The following is a 19,944-nucleotide window of genomic DNA, read 5'->3' as shown; positions in this document are numbered from 1 at the left end:
AGAAAATGAAAACTAAACCTATGTTCCTATTTTTTCAAAAACTTCAAAATGGCTTCATTTAATATTTTTGGTTGTTCGAAAGGAACATAATGCGTCGAATTTGGAATAACCAATAACTCCGCTTTTGAGATATTTTGTTGAATTTCTTTTGTATGATTTTCGATTACTTCATCTTTTTCTCCAGCAATAACCAATACAGGATTTTGAATTTTATTTAATTCTAGTTTAGTAATATTTGGTTCATTTAACATCAATTTGATTAAGCGTAAATTCGTATTTTCTGAAGATCTATTTACTAAACTTTTCAAATTCTCAATCAGTTCTTCGCTTACTCCATTTGGATTAAGAACTGCTCCAATTGTTATAATTTTATTAACTAATTCAGGATGTTGAGTATTGAAAATTAAAGCTGTGTTTCCACCATCACTCCAACCAACAAGATTTACTTTCTTTAGATTAAGTTTTTGTATCACTTGAAGTAAATCGTTAGAAAATTCTTCATAAGTGTAAGGTGTATTTGTCAAATCTGTACTTCTCCCTTGTCCGCGCGTATCAAGAATAATTACTCGATAATGCTTGGCAAAAAATGGAATTTGTTAATAAAAATCTTCTATACTTCCGTTATTTCCATGTAAAAAAATCAAAGGCTCACCTTGTCCATATTCTTCATAATAAATCTTTGCATCGTTTATGTCAATATATTTTCCTGACTTATTTTTTCCATAAATCAACTTTTTAGCATTCTCTTTATGTTGATAATATGAAATTAATTCTTTTGTTTTTGTATCAATTTCTTCAGGTTTTTCTTCATTTATAGTCAATTTATCTTTCGAGTATAAAATATCTAAGTTGGCGATAAAAACGCCTGCAGAAGCTTCCCAATTTCCCTGACTTTGATATCTAAACAACAAATCTTTTGCTAAAGATTTTTTAGCAGAAATACCAAATACAAAATCTTCTTGAGCAAGTTTTTTATAATCAACTAATTGTAGTGTTACAGCAATTTGATTAACATTTTTGAAACGAAATTTATAAGGAGTTAAATCAATTTTTTGCCATGCAGTTGTAGAAGTTTTATAAATAATATTCTCATCTAAAAGCGATTCTGTTGGTAAACCATTTTTAAATGCGTAAATATTAACTTTCAAAGTGATTTCTTCGTATTTAGAACTTGGAATAATATGAAAATTAAATGCGTTTAGTTTTGTATTTGGGTAAATTTCAAAAATATTTCCTTGTTCAATTGTTGGTACATTTTCATCAAACATTTTAGAAAAAGTAAGCATTGGACGAGTTTTTTGACCAATTATTTTTTCTTTCATTTTTTCTGTTTTCAGTGTCACCTCTGACAATGAAATTGATTTTTCAGTTAATATAACAACAGAACTTTGTTGAATATCATGAACCGATTTTGAAGTTAAATTATAACCTGACGCATCAAAAACTAAATGAGTTTTAGTTAAATTTTCGGGAATTTCGATAGAAAATTGACCATTTTCATCTGTAATTGCTCCAACTTCTGAATTTTCTATTCCAATAGAACAGTATGAAATTGGCAAATTATTACTGTCTTTTACAGTTCCTTTCACTTGAATTTGGGCTTGAACGATTGTACAAATACTTAAAATTAATCCAAAAAAATAGTTGCTCATGACTTTGTTGTTTGCTATATGACGCATTGTTTTTAAAAAGGTTACATTAATCGTTTATTAATTATTTCATAAAATTTTCATCTAAAACGTTATCGTAATAATATTGGTTTTGAGATGAGCATGAAATGATTAAATTTGTTAAGGAAAGAATACTAAAAATATTATGGCTTTAAATACAATCAATCCAACAACTACGAATGCTTGGAATGCGTTAGAGAAACATTTTCAAACGATTCAACATACGTCAATCAAAGAATTATTTGCTCAAAATGCAAATCGTTTTGAAGAATTTTCGATTCAATATCCTTCATTATTAGTGGATTATTCGAAAAATAGAATTAATGCAGAAACGATTCAACTTTTGGTTGATTTAGCGAAAGAAATGGATGTTGATACAGCAATTCAGCAAATGTTTGAAGGAGATGTCATTAACGTTACTGAAAAACGTGCTGTTCTACATACAGCTTTACGCAATCGCTCTAATGAAGAAGTTTTGGTTGACGGAAAAGATGTGATGCCTCAAATTAATGAGGTGTTAGATCAGATGAAATCTTTTTCGGAGAAAGTAATTTCGGGTGAATGGAAAGGTTTTTCAGGAAAAGAAATTACAGACGTTGTCAACATTGGAATTGGAGGTTCTGACCTTGGACCTGTGATGGTGACGGAAGCATTGAAACATTATAAAACTCGTTTGAATATTCATTTTGTTTCGAATATTGATGGAACGCATTTAGCTGAAACTTTTAAAGAAATAAATCCTGAAACAACCTTATTTATTGTTGCTTCAAAAACATTTACAACGCAAGAAACGATGACAAATGCATTTTCTGCGAAAGAATGGTTTTTGAATTCTGATGCGCAAGAAGCTGATGTAGCGAAACATTTTGTGGCATTATCAACAAATGCAGAAGGTGTTGATAATTTCGGAATTGATACGGCAAATATGTTCCAGTTTTGGGATTGGGTTGGCGGTCGTTATTCATTGTGGAGTGCGATTGGTTTGAGCATTGCTTTGGCAGTAGGTTTCGATAATTTCGAAGAATTGTTAGAGGGAGCGCATGAAATGGACGTGCATTTCAAAACAGAAACTTTAGATCAAAATATACCAGTTGTTTTGGCTCTTTTAGGAATTTGGTACAATAACTTCTTTGGTGCAGATTCGGTTGCTTTGTTACCTTATGAGCAGTATTTATCGCGCTTTGCAGCATATTTTCAGCAAGGAGATATGGAGTCGAATGGTAAATATGTTAGTCGTGATGGAAAGAAAGTTGATTATGAAACTGGACCAATTATTTGGGGAGAACCAGGAACGAATGGTCAACATGCTTTTTATCAATTAATCCATCAAGGAACAAAATTAATTCCAGCCGATTTTATTGCAGGAGCTAATTCGTTGAATGTTTTAGGCGACCATCATGCAAAATTATTATCAAACTTTTTTGCTCAAACAGAAGCTTTAGCTTTTGGAAAAGATGAAGAAACGGTTGTTGCTGAATTAGAAAAAGCAGGGAAATCGAAAGAAGAAATTGATTTCTTAACTGCTTTCAAAATTTTTGAAGGAAATCGTCCTACAAACTCAATTTTATATCAAGTATTGACTCCAAAAGTTTTAGGAAATTTAATTGCGATGTACGAACACAAAATTTTTGTGCAAGGTGTTATTTGGAATATTTTCTCTTTTGATCAATGGGGAGTAGAGTTAGGAAAACAATTAGCAAATGTGATTTTACCAGAGTTAGAAAATGATGAACAAGTTACTTCTCATGATGCTTCTACAAATGGATTAATCAATGCTTATAAATATTGGAGAAAATAATTTATCAATACAATTACTAAAAAATCCGCTCAATGAGCGGATTTTTTTATGAATTTTTGTGACCAGTTTCTTTTAAAAATAAGGTTAGAATAATGGCAATAAATATTCCAATGATCCAAAACCAAATTGCTTGATGATAATGTACAGTTTTATCTGTAACATTTACAATTTCGTTTCCATATAATTTAGCAAAAACAGGATTAACTAGAGAAGTTACACCAAATGTCAAAAAGTTTTGAACTCCAGTTGCAGAGCCTTTTACATAATCTGGATTAGCTTCTTTGATAACCGAATATGGGATCATTGCGACTCCAGAGAAAAGCCCAAAAATGAAAAATGTAACTTTTATTGGAATTAAATCTGAAAGATAAATGAGTTGTAAAAACATCAGGATCATTCCGATACAACCAAAAAGAATAACAGATTTTCTTTTTCCTATTTTATCCGTTATATAACCCATTAATGGACATCCAACTACCCAGCCTAGTGACGCCATAGCAGCAGTCATAGCAGCATTGTGAGCATCAAAACCTAAGTCTAATTTGAAAAAAGGAACAGCCCAAGTCATGGCAAAAATTGTTGTCGGTATAAATAATAATCCAGAAATAATACCAGTTAACCAAGAATTTGGATTGCTGAAAATAATTTTGAAAGGTTCAATAAAAGAGGTTTGTTTACTTTTTTCGATCTCTTCTTCAGACGATTTTGGAGTTATGAACAGCATTGCTACAGCTGGAATTATACATAAAACTCCAGCAATTATCCAAAATGTTTTATATCCAAAACCATTTTCTAATAATGGCGCAACCACAAATTGTCCTGCCGCTCCTCCAAGCATTCCTATACATTGAGAGAAGCCTATTGCTGTTGCTAAAGATTTTGATGAGAATCCTTTGGTTGCTAAATAGACACAACCAGGAAAAGCAAATGCGCTACCTGCTCCTTGTAATAATCTGCCTGTTGTTCCAGCAAATTGGGAGGAAACAATAAATAAAATACATCCTATTCCGAGTATAAAACACCCTGCAAACATCGAATATCTTGCACCAAATTTGTCTAAACATATTCCAGCAATTAAAGCGAATATCGAATAAGAGTAATAATATGTTCCAATGAGAGAAACTAAATTTTCTTTAGAAATGTTGTAATTCTGAGCCAAATCTGTGATCATTAATGAAGGCGCAGAACGAGTTGCGTAATCAATGAAATAAAAGATTAAGCCTAAAACCCATGCAATGATGAAAAGTTTTTTACTTGATTGTGTGATAGATGATGGTTGATTCATTATAAATCTTTTAAATGTTTATAATTGGATTTAATCGTTTCCATTACCTCATTCATTTTTCCACCTAACATTAGTTTCGCCATAGATTTTGTCATTCCAATCATTTGATCAAGATCTACTTTTGGAGGCATTGCTAAAGCGTTTGGATTTGTAAATACATTTAATAAATACGGTCCATTATGCGCAAAAGCTCTTCCGATTGCATCAGGTAAATCATCAGGATTTTTAACCGATTCGCTTTCTATTCCCATTGCTTTTCCAATCAAAGTAAAGTCAGGATTTTCCATATCTGTTTCATTGTCAGGTAAACCAGCAACTTCCATTTCCAATTTGACCATTCCTAATGTTCTATTATTAAAAATAATTAGTTTAACAGGTAGATTATATTGTTTGATGGTTGCTAAATCTCCTAATAACATTGAGATTCCACCATCTCCACACATCGCAATAATTTGTCTATCAGGATATGCCATTTGTGCACCAATCGCTTGAGGCATTGCATTTGCCATAGAACCATGATTAAAAGATCCTAACATTTTCCTTTCCCCCGTACCCGTTATATAACGTGCTCCCCAAACACAACACATTCCTGTATCAACTGTAAAAATAGCATCTTTTGTAGCTAACTCATCTAATAAATAAGCTGCATATTCGGGTTGAATGGCATTTTCTTTTCCTTTTTCATGAACAAATGTCATTTTGCTTTCAAGAACTTTCTTGTACATTTCTAATTGACTATCCAAAAAATCTTTGTCTTGCTTAGGTTCTAATAACTCAATTAATTCGTTAATTGTTTCTTTTGCATTTCCGACTAATCCTAAATCAATTTTAGCTCTTCGTCCAAGTTTAGAGCCATCTGAATCAATTTGAATGATTTTTTTATCTGTTGGAATAAAATCTTTATAAGGAAAATCGGTACCAATCAAAATAATTAAATCAGCTTTGTGCATAGCATGATAAGCAGATGGTTGACCAAGTAATCCTGTCATTCCTATTTCATTTGGATTATTGGGTTGAATACTCATTTTTCCTTTGAACGAATATCCAACTGGAGCATGCAAATGACGAGAAAGTTTTATAACTTCTTCATTTGCTTGAGATGTGCCAATTCCACAGAATAAGGTAATATTATTAGCATCATTTATAATAGAAGCAGCTTCTCTTAATTCAGTTTTATTTGGAGTAATAATAGGTTGATTGAAATAGAAATTCGAGGTATAATTACTTTCAACGGCTTCCATTTCTGCAATATCTCCTGGAAGTCCAATAATTGCAACATCTTTTTTTGAAATAGCATGTTGTATTGCTGTTTGTACCATTCTAGGAACTTGTTCTGCTCGAGTTATAATTTGATTATAACAACTACAATCATCAAAAAGTTTAATAGTATTCGTTTCCTGAAAATAATCTGTACCAAATTCTATTGTAGGCAGAGTAGAGGCAATTACAACTAAAGGAGTTCTTGATTTATGCGCTTCATAAACTCCGTTAATCAAATGTACATGACCAGGACCAGAACTTCCAGCGCAACATCCAATCCCATTCAATTCTGATTCGGCAGTAGCAGCTATTGCTCCAGCTTCTTCATGTCTTACATGAACCCAATCAATTTTGTCACTTTGTTTAACTGCAATATTAAAAAAATTGAGACTATCACCAGTTACTGCATAAACACGTTTTATATTCGCTTTTTCTAGTAATTCTACAATTTGATGTGCTACATTCTTTCCCATAATAAAGTATTTTTTTGATTGTGACTAACAAGTTATGAAATTATAGGATAAAAATGTTTAAAATAAGTGTTAAATATTTGAATATTAAATTGTTGAAAAACAAAAAAGCCTGTTGAAAAACAGGCTTAAAATTAACACATGAGGACAAAATTTACTCTACTAAATCTTATACGTACATGAATATTTCAATATTTGTGCCAAAACTATATTTGACATAAAAAATAATTGCACAATCTATTTAACTGCTTTAATTTTTCCATTCATTGTTGCAAAATGTCCTGGGAAAGAGCATAAAAAATCATAAGTACCTTCTTCTAAGGTAAATTTGATTTGATCATTTTCTTTACCACCTAACAATTTTGTGTGCGCAATAATTTCTGATTGTAATTCTGTCGGAATATAATCTGTCGCCTTAGCAGAAGCCGCTGTATTTGCAAAAGCAGAAGCATCAGAACCTGGTTTTAACAAAATAAAATTATGTCCCATTGCTTCTTTTGACATTTCACCAGCATTCATTAAGATTAAAGTTACTTCTTCACCAGCTTTTACTGTAAATTCAGTTTTATCGTAGCGCATATCATCACTCGCTTTCAAAACAATATGATTGTTTGTAGCAGGCGTAGCTGTAGAAGTTTCAGCATCTTCTGATGGAGCTGTACTATAATCTATTTCTGGTTGAGTTGATTCATCTTTCTTAGAATCTCCGCAGCTCATCATCAAAATTGCCGCGAAACTCATCAAAGCTATTTTTTTCATTATTTCAATTTTTTGTTTGATGTAAAAATAATGAAATTCAGTAACTTAAAAAAATTTACTCAGTCTAAATAGAACTGATTTTAAACAGATAAATTTCTAAGGAATATCCAAATATTTGTGTGTTTGTAAAGAATAACGCCATTTTGGATTTTCTTTTACATATTCCACAATCAATGGAAGGTTTTTGTCGCGTTTGCTCCACTCTGTTTGTAAGAAAAGCGTACAATCTTTTCCAACTCGAGCAGCTTGTTCTTCAGCAAATTGAAAATCGTGATTATTGAACACAATACATTTCAATTCATTTGCAGCTTCGCAAACTTCGTCTAACGGCAACATTAATTTCTTAGGAGAAAGACAAACCCAATCAATTTCTCCGCTCAACGGATAGGCACCCGAAGTTTCAATATGGATTCTTGCACCTTTTTCGTGTAGTTTTTTTGTCAAATAAGTCAAATCCCACATTAAAGGTTCTCCTCCTGTAATGATGATTGTTTTGGCTTGAGAAGTTGCCAAATCCACCAATTCATCCACATTAGTTAAGGGATGCTTTTCAGCATCCCAACTATCTTTTACATCGCACCAATGGCAACCAACATCACAACCTCCTAATCGAATAAAATAAGAAGCCACACCTGTGTACATTCCTTCACCTTGAATTGTGTAAAAATGCTCCATAACAGGCAATAATTTCCCTTCTTGTATCAATTGTTGTTCTTCTGCAGTTGTTGATGCAATGTGTATCATAATTTTATTTTTTGTTGTTGTATGCCAACAATGTGTTTTTTAATAACATAGCGCGTGTCATTGGTCCAACTCCTCCTGGAACTGGCGTTATCCACGATGCTTTTTCTTTTACATTATCAAAATCTACATCACCAGCTAATCTAAATCCTCGTGGATTAGTTTCGTCATCAACGCGTGTAATTCCTACGTCAACGATAACCGCTCCAACTTTTACCATATCAGCTTTTAAGAAACCAGGAACACCTAATGCAGTGATCACAATATCAGCTTCTTTTGTAAATTGTTCTAAATTTTGAGTTTTCGAATGAGTTAATGTTACTGTACTGTTTCCAGGATTTCCGTTTTTACTCATCAAAATACTCATTGGGCGACCAACGATGCGAGAACGACCAATCACAACTGTATGTTTACCAGCTGTATCAATGTTGTAACGCTCTAACATTTCCATAATTCCGTAAGGTGTAGCAGGTAAAAATGTTTCCATTTCTAACGCCATTTTACCAAAATTCATCGGATGAAAACCATCTACATCTTTCTTAGGATCAATTGCATTGATAACCGCTTCTTGATCGATGTGTTTTGGTAATGGCAATTGCACGATAAACCCGTCCAATGTATCATCATTGTTCCATTTTTCAATTTCTGCAATCAAATCTTCTTGAGAAATTGTATCAGGCAAACGTAATTCTGATGACTCGAAACCTACAAAATGACAATCCTTGATTTTATTGTCAACATAGGTCTGAGAAGCACCATTACTTCCTACTAAAATTGCACCCAAATGTGGTACACGAACTCCTTGGTCCTTGTAATTCTGCACCAGCTCCTTGATCTCTTGTTTGATCTCTTTTGCCAGTTTAATACCGTCTAAAATTTGCATTGTTTTGTTGTGTTTGCGCAAAGATACGGACAAATTGGAAAATAAATCATTAAGTTTTGAGTTGATGATTTTCTGATTAAATAGAAAAACCACTTCGTTGTGAAGTGGTTTTAGCATTATTGATATTTTTTCTGCGCTTCTTTTAAGTAATTAAAAACTTGTGTTGTGTTCATTTTTTTTAGAATTTATATTAAAAATAAACATGCCAGTTTCGAAATTGAAATAATAATCTTTTTCTCCATTTTTCAATTGAAACCATTCCAACAAACCATTTGTAAGATTAACACCAATCCAATTGATTTGTGAAGTTTTCAGATCGAAAATAAAATTATCATTCGGATTATTTGTGGTGATATAATGTGTTTTGTCGTCCAAAACATATAAAACACCACTTCCTTGAAACGCTTTCATTTTTAAGAATTTTGATTGTAGATTTCCAAAGTTATAACGCAAAACTGCTTTAAATTCTACATTTGGAGGAACTTGTGTTAACAAAGCATTTTGTTTCTTTTCGCGTGATTTACTTGCCCAAAAAGTTATTCCAAGAAGTAGTGCAAATGGAGAAAAAAACAAAATAATGATGATAGTAATGAAAGAATGTTATCCATAGTAGGTTGATTTAGGTTGTGTTAAGATACAAAAAAAAAGCTGTTAGTTTTCTAACAGCTTTTTTGAAATTTTATAAAGTTTGATTTTATTACAAATTACTCATTTTTTCTTCTACAACTTTTCGTTCTTGTACAATCAAATGATCTTCTTCTGTCGGAAATTGAAAAATTCCAGAATTGATGCTTTCAATGCGTTTCAAGACTTCGTAAGATGCTTTTGCTTTTGTAAAATCTTCTCGATTGAGATAAATACGAATCGCTTTCATAAACGTCAAAATATTTTTCTTTTTCAATTCATCTGCCAACAAAAATTGATCGCGTTCTTCGTTTGCTTCCAATAAAGTCGACAAATTATTATCATCAATTTTGTAATACGATTGTAACATTTGATTGAAAATAATCAAAAAACCTTCATCTGCATTTCCAACTTCTAACGAAATGATTCGAGCCAATGTTTTGTTTAATTCTTGAATATATTTTGAAATAAAATCTTGTTTAATCATCTTAATCTAATTTTTTAGACAACTTTTCGAAAGTTTTTTTTGCGTTTTTATCTTCGTATAAAATCTTATGAACAGCGTTGATAATTGGCGCTTTTATTTGGTATTGCTCATTCATAATTGCCACACCTTTTGTCGCATAGTAACCTTCGGCAACCATATTCATCTCCAAAATAGCAGATTTTACGGTGTAACCTTTTCCAATCATATTTCCGAACATTCGATTTCGTGAAAAGAACGAATATCCTGTTACTAACAAATCGCCTAAATAAGCCGAATCGTTAATTTTACGCTTCATTGGACTTGCAGTTTTTAAAATATGATTCATTTCTCGAATCGCATTACTCATCAAAACTGCTTGGAAATTATCTCCATAACCCAAACCATGCGCTATACCTGCTGCAATCGCGTAAATATTTTTCAATACCGCGCCAAATTCAGTTCCGTAAATATCGTTTGAAAGTTTCGTTTTGATAAAATCACATGCTAAACAATCCGCAACAACTTGTGCTTTGTTTTCGTCTTGCGCCGCAATTGTTAAATAAGAAAGACGCTCCAAAGCAACTTCCTCAGCGTGACAAGGACCACTTACAATTCCTAATTGTTCTTCTTTTACATCGAATTTATCAAACAAATATTGTCCAACCAATTGATAATGATCTGGAATAATTCCTTTGATTGATGTTACTACAAATTTATCTGTCAACGGAACAGTTAATTTACTTAAACAATCGGCAACGTAAATAGATGGCACAACCAAAAAGATTATATCCGAATTCATGACAACTTCGTTGATATCCGTTGAAATTTTAAGCTTTTCTGACTTAAATTCGACATCAGTTAAATAATTTGGATTATGTCTATTTCGCTCCAAATATCCTTTTACGTATTCATCTTTTACCCACCAGTTGAAAGTTTCAAGGTTTTTATTCAGCATTTTTGCAATCGCAGTTGCCCAGCTTCCATTCCCTATTAATCCAACTTTACGATTAGATAACTCTATCATAATATATGTATTGAATAGACAAAGTTAATTAATTTGTAGCTTAGGTATTTTGAATTTTACGAAAAGAAACTCAATTTTGTAAAAATTTTAACGACTTTGTATAAAAAGCTTTTTAGTGAGACCATTATCTACGGTATTGGCTCTATATTGCCGAGGGTAATTATTTTAGCATTGAATTTTTTTATTATCAAGCAAGTTGATAATTCAGATTTTGCAATGTTTTCTCAATTATATTCTGCGGTTTCTTTCCTGAATGTCATTTTAACATTTGGTTTCGAGACTGCATTTTTCCGTTATGCAACCGAAGAAGGAATGTATCAAAAAGTGTTGAATACAGCTTTTTGGTTTATGGTGATGAGTTCTACTGCAATGCTCGTTTTAGTTTTTCTTTTTTTACAACCTCTGGCAGATTCTGCAAATTATAGCGATCACCCAGAATATATTTTGTGGTTTGCGTGGATTGCTTTTTTTGATGCAATTTGTGTGATCCCTTTTGCAGTTCTACGTTTTAAAAATCGACCAATATTATATACAACAATTCGCGTAATTCAGAATGTTTTTCAAGCAGTTTTGACAATTGGTTTGTTGTATTATGTTTCGAAAGATTTTATGCTAGGTTTAGGTTTTGATAATGCGATTTCCTATCCTTTTATAGCGAATTTATTAGCGAGTATTTTAGGATTTGTATTATTAATAGGCGTTGTACGTCATGTTCAATTCAAATTTGATCAATCACTTTTCAAACAAATGTTTTTGTACGGTTATCCGATTATGATTGCTGGTTTGGGGTATATTTTAAATGAAAATTTCGATAAATTAGTTCAACGACAATTAATAGATCCAGCAGCAGCGGGTTCTTATGGTGCTTGTTACAAATTAGCAACATTAATGACGCTTTTCGTTACAGCTTATCGAATGGGAATAGAACCATTTTTCTTTAAAGTTGCCAAAAAAGGAGATGCAAAACAGACATACGCGAATATTTTGTTCTTTTTCAGTATCATTTGTAATATTGTAATTCTTGGAATTTTAGCAAATATTGACTGGATTAAGAAAATATTTGTTCCAAATTCAACGTATTGGAATGCTTTAGATATTGTCCCAATTATTTTAATTGCGAATTTATTTTTCGGAATTTATTATAACCTTTCAACATGGTACAAAGTAACGGATAGAACAAGTATCGGAACTATAATTTCATTGGTTGGTGGTGCGATTACTATTATTTTGAATGTTTTTTTATTGCCAAAATATGGTTTTATGGTTTCTGCCTGGACAACTTTATTGGCGTATGGTGTAATGATGGTGATTTCGTACATTTGGGGTCAGAAAGTTTATCCGATTCCGTATAAAGTCAATAAAATTGTACTTTACATGGGAATTGCAATTGCTTTAGCATGTACAAATTATTACATTCTCGATTCTAATTTGATTATTGGTAATCTGATTCTTATCGTGTACATTGCGTTTATTGCGTTTGCGGAAAAAAATACACTTAAAAAACTAAGAAAATAAAGATGAAAGTAAAAGTTATCAACATCTCGAAACACGCTTTACCAGAATATAAAACAGCTTTATCGGCTGGAATGGATTTAACAGCTAACATTGATGCACCAATCGAATTAAAACCTTTGGAAAGAAGATTAATTCCAACAGGATTGAGCATCGAATTACCAGCAGGTTACGAAGCACAAGTTCGTCCTCGTAGTGGAATGGCGTTAAAATATGGTTTAACTTGTTTGAATTCTCCTGGAACAATTGATGCAGATTATCGTGGAGAAATCGGTGTTATTTTAGCTAATGTTTCAAACGAAGCCGTTACAATCAACGATGGGGAGCGTATTGCACAATTAGTGATCGCGAAACACGAAACGGTTGAGTGGGAAGAATCTAACGCTTTAAATGAAACTGAACGCGGAGCTGGAGGTTTCGGAAGTACAGGAAAACAATAATTTTTTTGTCATTCTGAGCTTGTCGAAGAATCTAAAAAAGAAGTAATTCAATTATAAAATATCAATCTAACAAAAAATATTTTTAGAAATAAAATGAAAATTATTATCCCAATGGCAGGACGTGGTTCACGTTTACGCCCTCATACATTAACAACACCAAAACCATTAATTCCAATTGCAGGAAAACCAATCGTGCATCGTTTGGTAGAAGATATTGCGAAGGTTTGTTCAGAAAAAATTGACGAAATTGCTTTTGTAATTGGTGATTTTGGAGCTGAGGTTGAAGCTGATTTAATTGCAATTGCAGAAAAATTAGGAGCAAAAGGAACAATTTGTCATCAATTGGAGCCGCTTGGAACAGCGCATTCTATTTGGATGGCAAAAGAAGCTTTGGATGGACCAACGGTTGTGGCGTATGCAGACACATTATTTCGTGCAGATTTCAAATTAGATATGGAATCGGATGGCGTTGTTTGGGTAAAACAGGTCGATAATCCTTCGGCTTTTGGCGTTGTGAAATTAGATGATAACAGTGTTATTACAGATTTCGTTGAAAAACCAAAAGAATTTGTTTCGGATTTGGCGATTATTGGGATTTACTTTTTCCGTGATGGACAAAAGTTATATAAAGAAATTGAATATTTATTAGAAAATGATATTCAAAAAGGTGGAGAATATCAATTGACAGATGCATTAGAAAATATGCGTGCTGCAGGTGATAAATTTACGCTTGGAAAAGTGGACGAATGGATGGATTGTGGTAATAAAGCGGTTACAGTTGACACCAATACACGTGTGTTGAATCTGGATAAAGAAGATTTCAAAACGATTCATTCTTCTGCAAAAATTGACAATTCATTAATCATTGAACCATGTTTTATTGGAGAAAATGTCGTGATTAAAAATTCGAAAATCGGACCTTTTGTTTCATTAGGAAATGGAACGGTTGTTGAAAACTCGAATATTGATAACAGTTTGATTCAAGAAAATTCAATCATCAGTAATGCAAATCTTACAGATACAATGATCGGAAACAATGCCAAATATTATGGTGTTTCGCGAAGTATCAGTTTAGGAGATTATTCAGAATTGGATTTCAAATCACACAAAGCATAAAAATTATGATTAAAAAATTAACGTATATCTTTTGTTTAGGGGTTCTTGCAACAGCTTGTAACACTCAGAAAGCAGCAAAAGTAGATAAAGATAATACAGAAGTTGTTTCGGCTTCTTCAAAAATTATTCAGCAAACCTTGTCAAAAAAATCATCATTCAAAGATTTGACGATTAAGGCAAAAGTAACAGCAGATTTAGAAGAGATTTCTGGAGATGCAAACGCTACAATTGCTGTGAAAAATGGGCAAAAGATATGGGTTAATGCAACAAAATTTGGATTTACAGGTGCTCGCGCATTGATTACGCCTGATGGTTTTTCAGCTTTTGAAAAGTTAGGTGGAACATATTATGAAGGAGATTTTTCTATTGCAAATAAATTATTGAAAGTTGATTTTGTCGATTATCAAAAATTACAAAATTTGATGTTAGGAAAAGTTTTCGTTGATCTAAATCCAACAGATTATACAGCTACTTTTACAAATAATCAATATACGATTACATATAATAAAAATCAAGCAATTGCGACTTCTCCAAAAGAAGGCGAATATATACAAACATATGTTTTTGATAACGGTTTTCGATTGAAAGAAGCACATCTGAAAGATCCAAAACGAAAAATGGAAGTTGATTTGGCTTATGACAATTGGATAAAAGCTGGAGCAGAGGAATTTCCGAAAAATGTTAAAATTATTATAAAAGAGAAAAAAACGCGTCAAATAGACTTGGAATATAATAGTTTTACGTTTCAGGAAACGAACACACCGTTCTCAATTCCAGATGGGTATAAGAAAAAAGAAATAAAATAATGAAGTTTGTTTTATCAACTGTACTTTTAACGTTGTCATTATCAGTGTTTGCGCAGGTTCCGTACAATAAAGCGAACTTACAAAAACAGAATGCTCAGCTTAAAAAAGAGATTATAAACTTAAACAAACAACTCGAGGTTAATAAGCAAAATTCGAAGTTAAATGTTGATTTTGTACAGAATTTGACGAAAAAAATTCAGGTACAAACAAAATTAGTTAACAACTTATCGAAAGAAAAACGCTTTATCGAGGATGAAATTTATTTAACTCAATTAGAGATTAATAAACTTTCGCGCGAGTTGGTTGAGCTAAAAAAAGACTACAAACAGGTTTTGGTTCGAGCATATAAGAACAAATCTGTTGAAAATAAATTACTTTTTGTTCTTTCTTCTAAAAGTTTGGGAGAAGCATATCGTCGTATCAAATATTTAGAAAAATATTCGGCTTTTCAATTAGGACAAGCAAATGAAATAATTGGTAAACAAACTGATATTCAGACGAAAAAAGCAAAAAAAGAAAAAGCGAAAGACGAAAAAGAAAAAGTACTTTCTCAGCAAACTTTATTTAGTCAAAATCTTGAAAAAGAACGATTAACAAAAGAGAAAGCGGTCGAAGAATTCCGTAAAAACGAAGGTGTTATTGTTGCTGAAATCAATGCAAAAGAAGCACAACAACGTCAAATTGATGCACAGATTAAAGCAATTATTGAAGAAGAGATTCGACAAGCAAAGATTCGTGCAGAAAAAGATTTAAAAGATTGGAACGAAGCTAAACGAGGAAATACAATTGCATCTTATAATGAGTATTTAAGAGATAACCCAAAAGGAGATTATGCGAAATCAGCTCGTACAGCTATTTTAAGAATTGAGAATGATGCCAAAGCATGGAATATTGCACGTTCAGCGCATACAAAACAAGCGTATCAATCTTATTTAAATCATCATCCAACAGGAAGTTTCGTATCTACAGCAAAAACAGAAGTTGCTAAATTTGAACAATTAGAACGCGAAGCTGAAGCAGAACGTCAACGTATCATTGCACAACGTAAAGCAGAAGAGGAAGCTCGTTTGAAAGCTCAAAAAGAAGAAGATGCTCGTAAAATTGCAGCAGCTAAAGCTGAAGCTGAGCGTAAAGCGAAGATAGAAGCTGAGCAGAAAGTTGTTGTAAAAGTGCCAGAAAAAGAACGTGTTGTAAAAGTAGATGCAGTAAAACCAGCTGAGACTTTTGCAGAACGTCCAGATTCTGAAGGTATTTCGGGAGAATTCTCATCAAACAAAGGTCGTCTACCTTGGCCTGTTGATAAAGGAACGGTTGTAAGTAGATTTGGAGCTAATTCTCACCCAGTTTTATCTAATATTACAACGCAAAATAGTGGTGTTGATATTTCAACTTATCGTGGAGCACATGCACGTGCTGTTTACGAAGGAACTGTTCAAGCTGTAATGAGTGTATCTGGAAATGGTAAGTCTGTATTGGTAAGACATGGTTCGTATTATTCAGTTTATACAAACTTATCAAGTGTAAGTGTTTCGAAAGGTGATGATGTAAAACGTGGTCAGTCTTTAGGAATTATCTATACAAGTGGAGATGGAGAAACAATCATGAATTTCCAAGTTTGGAGCGGAACAACAAAACAAAATCCTGCTTCTTGGGTAGCGGGAATGTAATAAATTAATTATATATTTGCATTAAAATCAATTCAGTATGGGATTAGGAGGTAAAGAATGGATCGTAATCGTACTTGTTGTGTTATTATTATTCGGAGGAAAGAAAATTCCTGAATTAATGAAAGGATTAGGTTCTGGATTAAACGAATTCAAGAAAGCAACAAAAGATGATAACAAATCAGAAGCTACTGAAAGTACTTCTGACAAAAAAGAAAATTAAAATATATTTTTAATTAGATAATAGAGCATTGTAGTTGCGTATACAATTACAATGCTTTTATTTTATAAACTAAAACAAAACATGAAATTCACAGATAAAGCTTGGTCTATTTTTAATCAAAGTATCAATGATTATCACAAATATGATGATGTAAATCGTCAAATCGAAAATCCATATAGCGAAGAAGATTTAATCGCTCATTTATTGTACAAAAAAAATTGGATTGATACAGTTCAATGGCATTTAGAAGATATTATTCGTGATCCACAAATTGATCCAGTAGAAGCATTAAGCTTAAAACGTTGGATTGATAAATCAAACCAAGAACGTACAGATATGGTAGAATATGTGGATAGCTGGTTTTTACAACAATATGCGAATGTAGAAGTAAAAGCAGATGCAACTTACAATACAGAATCTCCTGCGTGGGCTGTAGACCGTTTTTCTATTTTATCGCTTAAGGTTTATCACATGAAACAAGAGGTAGAACGTGAGGATGCAACACCGGAGCATAAAGCAGCTTGTCAAGTGAAATTAGATGTTTTGAATCAACAACATCAAGATTTATCAACAGCGATTGAAGAATTGTTGGCTGATTTTGAAGCAGGTAAAAAATACATGAAAGTGTATAAACAAATGAAAATGTATAATGACGAGGATTTGAATCCAGTTCTTTATGCAAACAAGAAATAATTTTCAGAAAAATTAATAAAATATAGAAAACTCATCTTTTTTGGATGAGTTTTTTTATTGCGTACAAATATGTTAATTTCATCTAATCAAAATATTAGAATTAAAAAACTGAAATTTATTACTTGCTTTACCTTATAATCAACCTAAAAATTAACACCAGAAGAATTTAAAAAGCTTCAAACTAAAATTTTAGAATAATTATAAAGTTGAAATTACCTCGTATTGAAAAATATGAGGTAATTTTATAATTACTGTAAAATTTCACACATGAAGAAAAATTATTTCAAACCCTTACTTTTAGGAATAAGTTTATTCTCGATTTCGGTTTTTGGTCAACAAGAAAAACCAAAATACGATTATCAAGAAGCTTTCAAACCATTTTTTTATCAGAATAATGCAACAGAAACTCGTTCGGCGAGTGGAAAACCAGGTCATAATTATTGGCAAAATCGTGCAGATTATAATCTGAATGTTAGTTTGAATGAAGAAAAAAAAGAAATTTCGGGAACATCTGAAATTACATATACCAACAATAGTTTTGATGATTTAGACTTTTTGTGGTTACAATTGGATCAAAATTTATTCAAAAAAGAATCTCGAGGAAGTGCTTTATTACCGATTTCTGGAAGCCGTTATGGTGATTCAACTTCTGAATTTGAAGGAGGTTATAAAATTAAATCTGTTCAAATAGACGGAAAAGAAGCGAAATACACTGTTTCGGATACACGCATGCAAATTGATTTGATTAATCATTTGAAAGCTCGTGGAGGAAAAACAAAAATAAAAATCGAATATTCATTTGTTTCACCAGATTATGGAGCCGATAGAATGGGTGTAGAACCAACTAAAAATGGAAAGATTTTTACGATGGCGCAATGGTTTCCTCGCATGGCGGTTTACGATGACATCATGGGATGGAATACATTACCATACTTAGGACCAGGAGAATTTTATCTGGAATATGGAGATGTAACAGCAAATATTACAGTTCCGTCTACGCATTATGTGGTTGGTTCAGGAGAATTATTGAATGAAAACGAAGTCTACTCGAAAGAAGAAGTGAATCGTTGGAACAAAGCAAAAGCGAGTGATAAAACCGTTATTATTCGTTCTGCTGATGAGGTAAACAAAGCGACAAAAGTTGCAAAAGGAACAAAAACGTGGAAATTTAAAATTCAGAATACACGTGATTTTGCTTGGGCTTCATCATCTTCGTTCATCTTAGATGCAGCAAAAATTAATCTTCCAAGTGGTCAAAAATCGTTGGCAATTTCGGCTTATCCAGTAGAAAGTGACGGAAATGATGCTTGGGGAAGATCGACAGAATATACAAAAGCTTCTATTGAGCATTACTCGAAACAATGGTTAGAGTATCCTTATCCAGCGGCGACAAATGTGGCAGGAAATGAGGGTGGAATGGAATATCCTGGGATTGTTTTTTGTCATATGACTTCGAAAGGTGAAGGACTTTGGGGTGTTACAGATCACGAATTTGGACATATTTGGTTCCCGATGATTGTTGGTTCTAATGAGCGTGTTCATGGTTGGATGGACGAAGGTTTTAATACGTTTATCAATGATATTTCGACGAAGAATTTCAACAATGGCGAATATTACAAAAAGCAATCTGCACAACGAATGGCGGGTTATTTATTCAGCGATAATCTTGAGCCTGTAACGACTCAACCAGATAATATGCGCGAAAGAAATATCGGTGCATTGTTGTATTATAAGCCAGGTGCAGGAATGAAAGTTTTGCGTGAAACAATTTTGGGTGAAGAAAAATTCGATAAAGCATTGCGCCAATACATCAAATATTGGGCATATAAACATCCAACGCCAGAAGATTTTTTCCGCACGATGGAAAATGTTTCAGGAGAAGAATTATCTTGGTTTTGGAGAGGTTGGTTTTTGAATAAATGGACAATTGATCAAGGAATTAACAGTGCAAAATATGTAGATGGAGATTACAAAAAAGGCTTGATTTTGAAAGTTGAAAATTTTGGACAATTACCAATGCCAACTACTGTTCAAGTGAACTTTAAAGATGGGACTTCTCAAGAAGTTAAATTACCGATTGAAGTTTGGAAACGTAATACAGAATGGACATTCAAAGTGCCTTCAACAAAAGAAGTTTCGATGATTAAATTGGATCCAAATGGAGCTTTACCAGATATTGATTTGAAGAATAATACATTCAATATGGCGGATGCAAAACCTGTTGAAAAGGTTAATCCAAAAGAATACGAAGGTACATTTACGAATAAACAAATTAATTCAGAATTTGTGTTGAAAGCTGAAAACGATAAATTGAAATTAGTTTTTGGTGGACAAACTATTCCATTAGATTATCAAGGTGATAGTAAATTTGTGAATGAACAAGGCGGTTTGGAGTTGACTTTTGCAAAAGATAAAAAGACATTTTCTGTAGAAGAAGCTGGACAAAAGTTTGAGTTTACAAAGAAGTAAATTTGTTCTAAATTTTCATACTGATTTCTATGACAAAACCA

Annotated in this window: 19 protein-coding genes; 9 read left to right on the top strand and 10 right to left on the bottom strand. The window is 32.4% G+C overall.

Going from position 1 to position 19,944, the window contains the following annotated elements; translation table 11 throughout:
• Positions 1–26: 26 nt before the first annotated feature.
• Both B3792_RS02680 and B3792_RS02675 read right to left on the bottom strand, forming a co-directional pair.
• Complete coding sequence (locus B3792_RS02680; protein WP_291068841.1) at positions 27–593, bottom strand: alpha/beta fold hydrolase; 567 nt, start codon at positions 591–593, stop codon at positions 27–29.
• A 3-nt stretch (positions 594–596) separates the two neighbouring features.
• Complete coding sequence (locus B3792_RS02675; RefSeq protein ID WP_291068799.1) at positions 597–1,652, bottom strand: carboxypeptidase-like regulatory domain-containing protein; 1,056 nt, start codon at positions 1,650–1,652, stop codon at positions 597–599.
• Positions 1,653–1,815: 163 nt separating this feature from the next.
• On the opposite strand from B3792_RS02675, the gene pgi reads away from it, so the two are divergent.
• Entirely contained in the window at positions 1,816–3,468 is a 1,653-nt protein-coding gene (gene pgi / locus B3792_RS02670; RefSeq protein WP_291068797.1) for a glucose-6-phosphate isomerase, read from the top strand.
• A gap of 46 nt (positions 3,469–3,514) precedes the next feature.
• Here pgi and B3792_RS02665 read toward each other — a convergent pair whose 3' ends face one another.
• The 8 genes from B3792_RS02665 to B3792_RS02630 form a co-directional block, all read right to left on the bottom strand.
• On the bottom strand, positions 3,515–4,753 hold the full coding sequence (locus tag B3792_RS02665) for an MFS transporter (RefSeq protein WP_291046173.1): 1,239 nt from the start codon (positions 4,751–4,753) through the stop codon (positions 3,515–3,517).
• Positions 4,753–6,486: a thiamine pyrophosphate-dependent enzyme gene (locus B3792_RS02660; RefSeq protein ID WP_291068795.1), complete on the bottom strand. Its 1,734-nt coding sequence runs from the start codon at positions 6,484–6,486 to the stop codon at positions 4,753–4,755. The genes B3792_RS02665 and B3792_RS02660 overlap by 1 nt, the downstream gene beginning before the upstream one ends.
• 234 nt (positions 6,487–6,720) lie before the next feature.
• Positions 6,721–7,242, bottom strand: a complete 522-nt coding sequence (locus tag B3792_RS02655; RefSeq protein WP_125349193.1) for a plastocyanin/azurin family copper-binding protein — start codon at positions 7,240–7,242, stop codon at positions 6,721–6,723.
• A gap of 96 nt (positions 7,243–7,338) precedes the next feature.
• Entirely contained in the window at positions 7,339–7,986 is a 648-nt protein-coding gene (locus B3792_RS02650) for a 7-carboxy-7-deazaguanine synthase QueE (RefSeq protein ID WP_052217917.1), read from the bottom strand.
• A 4-nt stretch (positions 7,987–7,990) separates the two neighbouring features.
• Entirely contained in the window at positions 7,991–8,866 is an 876-nt protein-coding gene (locus B3792_RS02645) for a bifunctional 5,10-methylenetetrahydrofolate dehydrogenase/5,10-methenyltetrahydrofolate cyclohydrolase (protein ID WP_125349219.1), read from the bottom strand.
• A 150-nt stretch (positions 8,867–9,016) separates the two neighbouring features.
• The gene (locus B3792_RS02640; protein ID WP_286495472.1) at positions 9,017–9,439 is read right to left on the bottom strand and encodes a hypothetical protein; all 423 of its coding nucleotides are present in this window, start codon (positions 9,437–9,439) and stop codon (positions 9,017–9,019) included.
• A gap of 124 nt (positions 9,440–9,563) precedes the next feature.
• The gene (locus B3792_RS02635; RefSeq protein ID WP_038336563.1) at positions 9,564–9,977 is read right to left on the bottom strand and encodes a hypothetical protein; all 414 of its coding nucleotides are present in this window, start codon (positions 9,975–9,977) and stop codon (positions 9,564–9,566) included.
• Position 9,978: 1 nt separating this feature from the next.
• The gene (locus B3792_RS02630) at positions 9,979–10,980 is read right to left on the bottom strand and encodes an NAD(P)H-dependent glycerol-3-phosphate dehydrogenase (RefSeq protein WP_038336564.1); all 1,002 of its coding nucleotides are present in this window, start codon (positions 10,978–10,980) and stop codon (positions 9,979–9,981) included.
• A gap of 96 nt (positions 10,981–11,076) precedes the next feature.
• Here B3792_RS02630 and B3792_RS02625 point away from each other — a divergent pair, with 96 nt between their 5' ends.
• The 8 genes from B3792_RS02625 (at position 11,077) to B3792_RS02590 (ending at position 19,903) form a co-directional block, all read left to right on the top strand.
• Complete coding sequence (locus B3792_RS02625) at positions 11,077–12,495, top strand: lipopolysaccharide biosynthesis protein (protein WP_125349197.1); 1,419 nt, start codon at positions 11,077–11,079, stop codon at positions 12,493–12,495.
• A gap of 2 nt (positions 12,496–12,497) precedes the next feature.
• The gene (gene dut / locus B3792_RS02620) at positions 12,498–12,932 is read left to right on the top strand and encodes a dUTP diphosphatase (protein ID WP_038336568.1); all 435 of its coding nucleotides are present in this window, start codon (positions 12,498–12,500) and stop codon (positions 12,930–12,932) included.
• Between the two features lie 93 nt (positions 12,933–13,025).
• Positions 13,026–14,048, top strand: a complete 1,023-nt coding sequence (locus tag B3792_RS02615; RefSeq protein WP_291046185.1) for a sugar nucleotidyltransferase — start codon at positions 13,026–13,028, stop codon at positions 14,046–14,048.
• A gap of 5 nt (positions 14,049–14,053) precedes the next feature.
• On the top strand, positions 14,054–14,854 hold the full coding sequence (locus B3792_RS02610) for a DUF4292 domain-containing protein (RefSeq protein WP_291046187.1): 801 nt from the start codon (positions 14,054–14,056) through the stop codon (positions 14,852–14,854).
• A complete protein-coding gene (locus tag B3792_RS02605; RefSeq protein WP_286495470.1) occupies positions 14,854–16,521 on the top strand; it encodes a murein hydrolase activator EnvC family protein in 1,668 nt (555 codons plus the stop codon). Before B3792_RS02610 ends, B3792_RS02605 begins: the two co-directional genes overlap by 1 nt.
• Positions 16,522–16,558: 37 nt before the next feature.
• A complete protein-coding gene (gene tatA, locus B3792_RS02600; RefSeq protein ID WP_038336575.1) occupies positions 16,559–16,741 on the top strand; it encodes a twin-arginine translocase TatA/TatE family subunit in 183 nt (60 codons plus the stop codon).
• A gap of 81 nt (positions 16,742–16,822) precedes the next feature.
• Positions 16,823–17,434, top strand: a complete 612-nt coding sequence (locus tag B3792_RS02595; protein ID WP_114998393.1) for a DUF4254 domain-containing protein — start codon at positions 16,823–16,825, stop codon at positions 17,432–17,434.
• Positions 17,435–17,701: 267 nt separating this feature from the next.
• On the top strand, positions 17,702–19,903 hold the full coding sequence (locus B3792_RS02590) for a M1 family metallopeptidase (RefSeq protein WP_291068793.1): 2,202 nt from the start codon (positions 17,702–17,704) through the stop codon (positions 19,901–19,903).
• The last annotated feature ends 41 nt before the right edge of the window (positions 19,904–19,944 follow it).

Source organism: Empedobacter sp. UBA5924, from assembly GCF_002431085.1.
Lineage (GTDB): Bacteria > Bacteroidota > Bacteroidia > Flavobacteriales > Weeksellaceae > Empedobacter > Empedobacter falsenii_B.
The sequence above is the reverse complement of the archived record's forward strand: the minus strand, read 5'-3'. Positions and strand labels throughout refer to the sequence as shown.

Coding starts and splice junctions, on each gene's coding strand:
- B3792_RS02635 (WP_038336563.1), bottom strand. CDS start 9,977: ATGATTAAACAAGATTTTATTTCAAAATATATTCAAGAATTAAACAAA.
- B3792_RS02595 (WP_114998393.1), top strand. CDS start 16,823: ATGAAATTCACAGATAAAGCTTGGTCTATTTTTAATCAAAGTATCAAT.
- B3792_RS02605 (WP_286495470.1), top strand. CDS start 14,854: ATGAAGTTTGTTTTATCAACTGTACTTTTAACGTTGTCATTATCAGTG.
- B3792_RS02630 (WP_038336564.1), bottom strand. CDS start 10,980: ATGATAGAGTTATCTAATCGTAAAGTTGGATTAATAGGGAATGGAAGC.
- B3792_RS02675 (WP_291068799.1), bottom strand. CDS start 1,652: ATGAGCAACTATTTTTTTGGATTAATTTTAAGTATTTGTACAATCGTT.
- dut (WP_038336568.1), top strand. CDS start 12,498: ATGAAAGTAAAAGTTATCAACATCTCGAAACACGCTTTACCAGAATAT.
- B3792_RS02590 (WP_291068793.1), top strand. CDS start 17,702: ATGAAGAAAAATTATTTCAAACCCTTACTTTTAGGAATAAGTTTATTC.
- B3792_RS02660 (WP_291068795.1), bottom strand. CDS start 6,486: ATGGGAAAGAATGTAGCACATCAAATTGTAGAATTACTAGAAAAAGCG.
- pgi (WP_291068797.1), top strand. CDS start 1,816: ATGGCTTTAAATACAATCAATCCAACAACTACGAATGCTTGGAATGCG.
- B3792_RS02610 (WP_291046187.1), top strand. CDS start 14,054: ATGATTAAAAAATTAACGTATATCTTTTGTTTAGGGGTTCTTGCAACA.
- B3792_RS02650 (WP_052217917.1), bottom strand. CDS start 7,986: ATGATACACATTGCATCAACAACTGCAGAAGAACAACAATTGATACAA.
- B3792_RS02615 (WP_291046185.1), top strand. CDS start 13,026: ATGAAAATTATTATCCCAATGGCAGGACGTGGTTCACGTTTACGCCCT.
- tatA (WP_038336575.1), top strand. CDS start 16,559: ATGGGATTAGGAGGTAAAGAATGGATCGTAATCGTACTTGTTGTGTTA.
- B3792_RS02665 (WP_291046173.1), bottom strand. CDS start 4,753: ATGAATCAACCATCATCTATCACACAATCAAGTAAAAAACTTTTCATC.
- B3792_RS02645 (WP_125349219.1), bottom strand. CDS start 8,866: ATGCAAATTTTAGACGGTATTAAACTGGCAAAAGAGATCAAACAAGAG.
- B3792_RS02655 (WP_125349193.1), bottom strand. CDS start 7,242: ATGAAAAAAATAGCTTTGATGAGTTTCGCGGCAATTTTGATGATGAGC.